The organism is Burkholderia sp. Se-20373, assembly GCF_017104705.1.
In the GTDB taxonomy this organism is placed as follows: Bacteria; Pseudomonadota; Gammaproteobacteria; order Burkholderiales; family Burkholderiaceae; genus Burkholderia.
Window position 1 is genome coordinate 1 of sequence record NZ_JAAGPH010000264.1, and the last position, 5,748, is coordinate 5,748.

At 69.5% G+C, this 5,748-nt stretch carries 4 protein-coding genes and 1 pseudogene; 4 read left to right on the plus strand and 1 reads right to left on the minus strand.

The window, feature by feature from the left end; all coding sequences use genetic code 11:
* Both G3N96_RS37535 and G3N96_RS37540 read left to right on the plus strand, forming a co-directional pair.
* Nucleotides 1-127, plus strand: a pseudogene (locus G3N96_RS37535) (branched-chain amino acid ABC transporter permease); the annotation flags it as partial.
* Between the two features lie 155 nt (nt 128-282).
* On the plus strand, nt 283-1,035 hold the full coding sequence (locus G3N96_RS37540) for a class I SAM-dependent methyltransferase (RefSeq protein WP_124582997.1): 753 nt from the start codon (nt 283-285) through the stop codon (nt 1,033-1,035).
* A 118-nt stretch (nt 1,036-1,153) separates the two neighbouring features.
* On the opposite strand, the gene ppc is transcribed toward G3N96_RS37540, so the two are convergent.
* Nucleotides 1,154-4,180, minus strand: a complete 3,027-nt coding sequence (gene ppc / locus G3N96_RS37545) for a phosphoenolpyruvate carboxylase (RefSeq protein ID WP_206140364.1) — start codon at nt 4,178-4,180, stop codon at nt 1,154-1,156.
* A 207-nt stretch (nt 4,181-4,387) separates the two neighbouring features.
* Between ppc and hemC the strand changes: the two genes are divergently transcribed.
* Both hemC and G3N96_RS37555 read left to right on the plus strand, forming a co-directional pair.
* Nucleotides 4,388-5,392, plus strand: coding sequence for a hydroxymethylbilane synthase (gene hemC, locus G3N96_RS37550; RefSeq protein ID WP_206140365.1), 1,005 nt, complete (start codon nt 4,388-4,390; stop codon nt 5,390-5,392).
* Nucleotides 5,392-5,748, plus strand: a 357-nt coding sequence (locus G3N96_RS37555) for a uroporphyrinogen-III synthase (protein ID WP_206140366.1), incomplete at its 3' end; no start/stop codon positions are given. The genes hemC and G3N96_RS37555, both read left to right, overlap by 1 nt.

Sequence of the window (5,748 nt, forward strand, 5' to 3'; positions counted from 1 at the left end):
GCCTTATGTCGCCCACCTGCCGCTGCGCTGGCGTGCGACGCTCGGCGCACTGATGACCGATGAGGTGTTCGCGGTCGCCTATGCGCACTACCGGCATTTCCCGCCGGGCGCGATCGGCCCCCACTACAGAATAACTGCTTAACTTGTACTGGTACAAACGCAGGCCTATTGTAGCGGCTCGCGCGCTGGCAGGGCAGCGAGCGTCCCACAAAACGCGTTGCATGGGGCCGGAGCAGGCGCTGAGGCGTCTGTCGCACCGGCAACGGTACAAAGGAGCAAACGATGAAACACCACGACCAGGTCGCCGACGCATTCGGCACGACGGCCGCCGCCTATCTGACGAGCACGGTCCATGCGACGGGCGCCGATCTGCAGACGCTCGCGGACACGGTGCGCGCCACGCCCGATGCCGCGGTGCTCGATCTCGGCTGCGGCGCCGGCCATGCAAGCTTCGCCGTCGCGCCGCACGTGCGCGACGTGGTCGCCTACGATCTCGCCGCGCAGATGCTCGCGACCGTCGACGCCGCCGCGCGCGAACGCGGGCTCGCGAACCTCCGTACGCGGCAGGGGCCGGCCGAGCAACTGCCGTTCGAGACGGCGACGTTCGACTGGGTCGTGAGCCGGATGAGCGCGCACCACTGGCACGACATGCGCGCGGCGCTCGCCGAGGTGCGCCGCGTGCTGAAACCGGGCGGCCGCGTGTTGATGATCGATATCGCCGGCAACGACCATCCGCTTCTCGATACGTATCTGCAGGCCGCGGAAGTGCTGCGCGACGCGTCGCACGTGCGCGACTACCGGGCGGACGAATGGCTCGCGATGTTCCGCGAAGCCGGCTTCGACGCGCATGTGCACAGCCGCTGGCGGCTGCCGATCGATTTCGATACGTGGGTCGCGCGCATCCGCACGCCGGCCGACAGCGTCACCGGCATTCGCGCGCTGTGGGCGCATGCGCCGGACGAGGTGCGTGGCTACTACGCGGTGCAGCCCGACGGTTCGTTCGAACACGACGCGTTGCTGATCGACGCGCACTGAGCGCGAGGTACACCGGCACGGCTTCGCCGGCGCATGAAAAAAGCCGCGATACGCACCATCGCGTATCGCGGCCTTTAAGACGTCAGTCGGCGCGGAATCCCACCGCGCCGCAGGCGGATCAGCCCGTGTTGCGCAGGCCGGCCGCGATCCCGTTGATCGTCAGGTGAATCCCGCGGCGCAGCCGCGCGTTCGTGTCGCCCGCGCGGTGGCGCTTGATCAGCTCGACCTGCAGGTGGTTCAGCGGATCGAGATACGGGAAGCGGTTCTTGATCGAGCGCGCGAGCAGCGGGTTGGTCGCGAGGCGGCCTTCGTGCCCGGTGATTTCCGCCAGCGCCTGCGACGTGCGCTCCCATTCCGCGACGATCCGCTCGAACACGTGCTTGCGCAGCTTGCGGTCGGAAACGAGCTGCGCGTAGCGCGACGCGACCGCGAGGTCGGTCTTCGCGAGCACCATGTCCATGTTCGACAGCAGGTTCGAGAAGAACGGCCAGGTCTTGTTCATCTTCTTCAGCAGCGCGACGCGCTTCGTGCGCTCGGCGTCGTCCGGCGCGCCGTCGAGATACGCGCTCACCGCGCTGCCGAAACCGTACCAACCGGTCAGCAGCAGCCGGCACTGGCCCCACGAGAAGCCCCACGGAATCGCGCGCAGGTCCTCGATCTTGCGCTGCTTCGGATCCTGCAGCTTGCGCGACGCCGGGCGGCTGCCGATGTTCAGCTCGGCGATCTCGGTGATCGGCGTCGACGAGAAGAAGTAGTCGGTGAAGCCCGGGGTTTCGTAGACGAGCGCGCGGTACGCGGCCATCGCCGCATCGGACAGCGTCTGCATCGCGGCCTCGAACGCCGGCAACTGCGCGGGCGCGTTGTTCTGCGGCAGGAGCGTCGCCTCGAGCGTCGCGGCGACGACCGTTTCGAGGTTGCGGCGGCCGATCTCCGGGTTCGCGAACTTGCTCGCGATCACCTCGCCCTGTTCGGTGAGGCGGATCTGGCCGTTCACGGTGCCCGGCGGCTGCGACAGGATCGCCTGGTAGGTCGGGCCGCCGCCGCGGCCGACCGTGCCGCCGCGGCCGTGGAACAGGCGCAGCGTGATCTTGCGGTCGCGGAACAGGTCGACGAGCGCGAGCTCCGCGCGATACAGCTCCCAGTTCGACGTGAGGAAGCCGCCATCCTTGTTGCTGTCCGAATAGCCGAGCATCACTTCCTGCTCGGCGCCCTGGTGGGCGATCAGCGCGTCGATGCCCGGCAGTGCGAAGTACTCGCGCATGATGCGCGCGGCGTCGCGCAGGTCGGGAATCGTCTCGAACAGCGGGATCACCATCAGGCTGTTCTTCGCATCGCCGCCCGGCACGCCGAGCGCGCCTTCGAGCAGGCCCGTCTCTTTCTGCAGCAGCAGCACCTCGACGAGGTCGCTGACGGTTTCCGTATGCGAAATGATGTAGTTGCGTACCGCGCGTGCGCCGAATTGCGCGCGGACTTCGCGTGCCTTCTCGAACACGCCGAGCTCGCTCTGCGCGAGCGCCGAGTATTCGAAATACGGCGAGCGCAGCGGACGCGGATCGGCGAGGGCGGCGAGCAGCACGCGCAGCTTGTCTTCCTCGGCGAGCGCCGCGTAGTCGGCCTCGACGCCCGCGCGGGCGAACAGTTCGGCGACCACGGCTTCGTGGATGTCGGAGCTCTGGCGCAGGTCGATGCTCGCCAAGTGGAAGCCGAACACTTCGGCCGCGCGCACGAGCGGCGCGAGGCGCGGCGCGGCGAGCGACGTGCCGTGGTGTTCGTCGAGCGACGCGGTCAGCACCTTCAGGTCGGCGACGAACGCTTCGGAATCCGCGTACGGGATCGCTCGCACGGGCGGCGCGCCGCGGCCCGCGCTGCGCACCGGCACCGTGCCTTCGCCGAGACGCACGCGCGCGCTGGCGGCGAGGCGCGTGTAGATGCCGATCAGCGCGCGACGATACGGTTCGTCGACGCGGTGCGGCGACTGGTCGGGGGAGGCTGCCGCGAGCGCCTTCACGGCGTCGTTCGCACCGACGAGCAGGTTCGACACCGACAGCTCGGCGCCGAGCTTGTGCACCTGTTCCAGATAGTGCTCGAGGATCACCGCGGCCTGGCGGTTGATCGCTTCGTCGAGCGTCGGCGCGGTCACGTTCGGGTTGCCGTCGCGGTCGCCGCCGATCCAGCTGCCCATCTGGAAGAACGCGGGTACGCGCGCGGACAGGCCGTGCTCGGCGAGCGCGGCCTCGATGTCGCCGTACAGCGCGGGCAGTTCGTCGAGGAACGTCGCGCGGTAGTACGACAGCGCGTTCTCGATCTCGTCGCCGACCGTCAGGCGCGAGTCGCGCAGCATGCGGGTCTGCCACAGCGCGGTGACGCGCGCGCGCAGCATCGCTTCGTTGTGCTGGCGCTCGCGGGTCGTCAGTTCCTGGTCGCGTTCGGCGAGCAGGCGCGCGATGTCGTGCTGGGCGTCGAGGATGCTCTTGCGCTGCACCTCGGTCGGGTGCGCGGTCAGCACCGGCACGATCAGCGCATCGTCGAAGAAGCGCTGCAGCAGGCGCTTCGACGCGTTGCCGGTCGTCTTCAGTTGTTCGAGCGCGTACGCGACCGTGCCGGGCTGCGACGCGGAGCCGGCCAGCGCATGGATGCGGCGGCGGCGGTTGTGGTGGCGGTCTTCCGCGATGTTCGCGAGGTGCGAGAAATAGCTGAACGCGCGCACGACGCTCACCGTCTGTTCAGGCGTCAGCTTGCGCAGCTTCTTCTCGAGCGTCTGCGCGGCTTCGCTGTCGTCCTCGCGGCGGAACTTGACCGCGGTCTGGCGGATCGTCTCGACGACGTCGAACACGGTATCGCCTTCCTGCTCGCGCACGACGTCGCCGAGCAGGCGGCCGAGGAAGCGGATGTCTTCGAACAGCGGGCCGTCCTTGTCGTCGCGCGTGCGCGTGCCGGACTTCGGCGCACCGGCCGTGCGGGCCGCGGTGCGGGCAGCCGGGCCGGCGGCTTTCGTCGCGCGTTTTGTCTGACGTATCGGGTCTTTCGGTTTCGTTGCCGTTTTCGCACGGCCGTTCGCGGCGGTGGCGACGGTGTCCGTCGAGGCGTCGGAGGAGGACAGGGCAGCATTGCGGCGCGCCGTACGCGCCGATCCGGAAGACTTCACGATGGGTTTCCTTGGGAAAGCTCGAGTCAAAAGGAACTGCGGAAACTGCGAAACTGCGGTCAAGCAACCAGCTACGTGCGGCACATCCGCGCATCGGCGCCGCGACCCGCTCGGCGGCAGGCCGGGCGCAGGCTCCAGGCCCGGGCGGGCAGGGGCGTGCGTGCTACCATTGTTCGATCTTCAATCCCGTCCTTCGATGTTCCAGCAATGAATTCCGAGACCCCTGCGGCCGGGCCGCAACAGGCACAGTCGCCCGCGACGTTGACGATTGCTTCGCGCGAAAGCCGCCTGGCGATGTGGCAAGCCGAACATGTGCGTGATGCGCTGCGCAAATTATATCCAGCTTGTGACGTGAAAATCCTCGGGATGACGACGCGCGGCGACCAGATTCTCGATCGCACGCTGTCGAAGGTCGGCGGCAAGGGCCTGTTCGTGAAGGAACTGGAGGCCGCGCTGGCCGACGGCCGCGCCGATCTCGCCGTGCATTCGCTGAAGGACGTGCCGATGGCGCTGCCCGACGGCTTCTCGCTCGCCGCGATCATGGAGCGCGAAGATCCGCGCGATGCATTCGTGTCGAACGACTACGCGTCGCTCGACGCGCTGCCGGCCGGCGCCGTGGTCGGTACGTCGAGCCTGCGCCGCGAGGCGATGCTGCGCTCGCGCTACCCGCACCTGGATGTGCTGCCGCTGCGCGGCAACCTCGACACGCGCCTGTCGAAGCTCGATCGCGGCGACTACGCGGCGATCATCCTCGCGGCCGCCGGCCTGAAGCGCCTCGGCCTCGAAGCGCGGATCCGCGCGCTGCTCGACGTCGAGGCGAGTCCGCCCGCCGCGGGCCAGGGCGCGCTCGGCATCGAGATCGCATCGCACCGCGACGACGTCGCCGCATGGCTCGCACCGCTGCACGACCCGCAGACCGCGCTCGCGGTCGAGGCCGAGCGGATGGTGTCGCGCGCGCTCGGCGGCAGCTGCGAGGTGCCGCTCGCCGCGCACGCGGTGTGGCGCGCGGGCGAACTGTACCTGACGGGCCGTGTGTCGACGACCGACGGCAAGCGCGTGCTGACGGCCGAGGCGTGCGGGGCCGTCGTGACCGTCGCCGATGCGCTCGCGCTCGGCCGTGCCGTGTCCGACGAGCTCGAGGCGCAAGGTGCGCTCGACATCGTCCGGGCGCTGCTCGCGGGCTCGCAGGCCGCCGGCAAGGGCGACGCCTGATGGCGGGCGGCACGCGCGCGTTCACCGCTGTCCTGACGCGCCCGGACGGCCAGTCCGGCGCGCTGGCGTCGCAACTGGCCGAGGCCGGCTGCGACGTGCTCGAATTTCCGTTGATCGACATCGCGCCGGTCGACGATCCGGCGCCGCTCGACGCGGCATTCGCGGCGCTCGCCGACTACGCACTGGTGATTTTCGTCTCGCCGAACGCGATCGACCGCGCGCTCGCGCAGTACGGCGCGATCTGGCCGAACGCGCTGCCGGTCGGCGTGGTCGGGCCCGGCAGCGTCGCGGCGCTCGAGCGTCACGGCATCGCGGCGCCCGCGCATCGCGTGATCGCGCCGCAGGCGCCGGCCGAC

Bases quoted from the DNA above. Each gene is read 5' to 3' on its own strand.
- hemC (WP_206140365.1), top strand. From the start codon at position 4,388: ATGAATTCCGAGACCCCTGCGGCCGGGCCGCAACAGGCACAGTCGCCC.
- G3N96_RS37540 (WP_124582997.1), top strand. From the start codon at position 283: ATGAAACACCACGACCAGGTCGCCGACGCATTCGGCACGACGGCCGCC.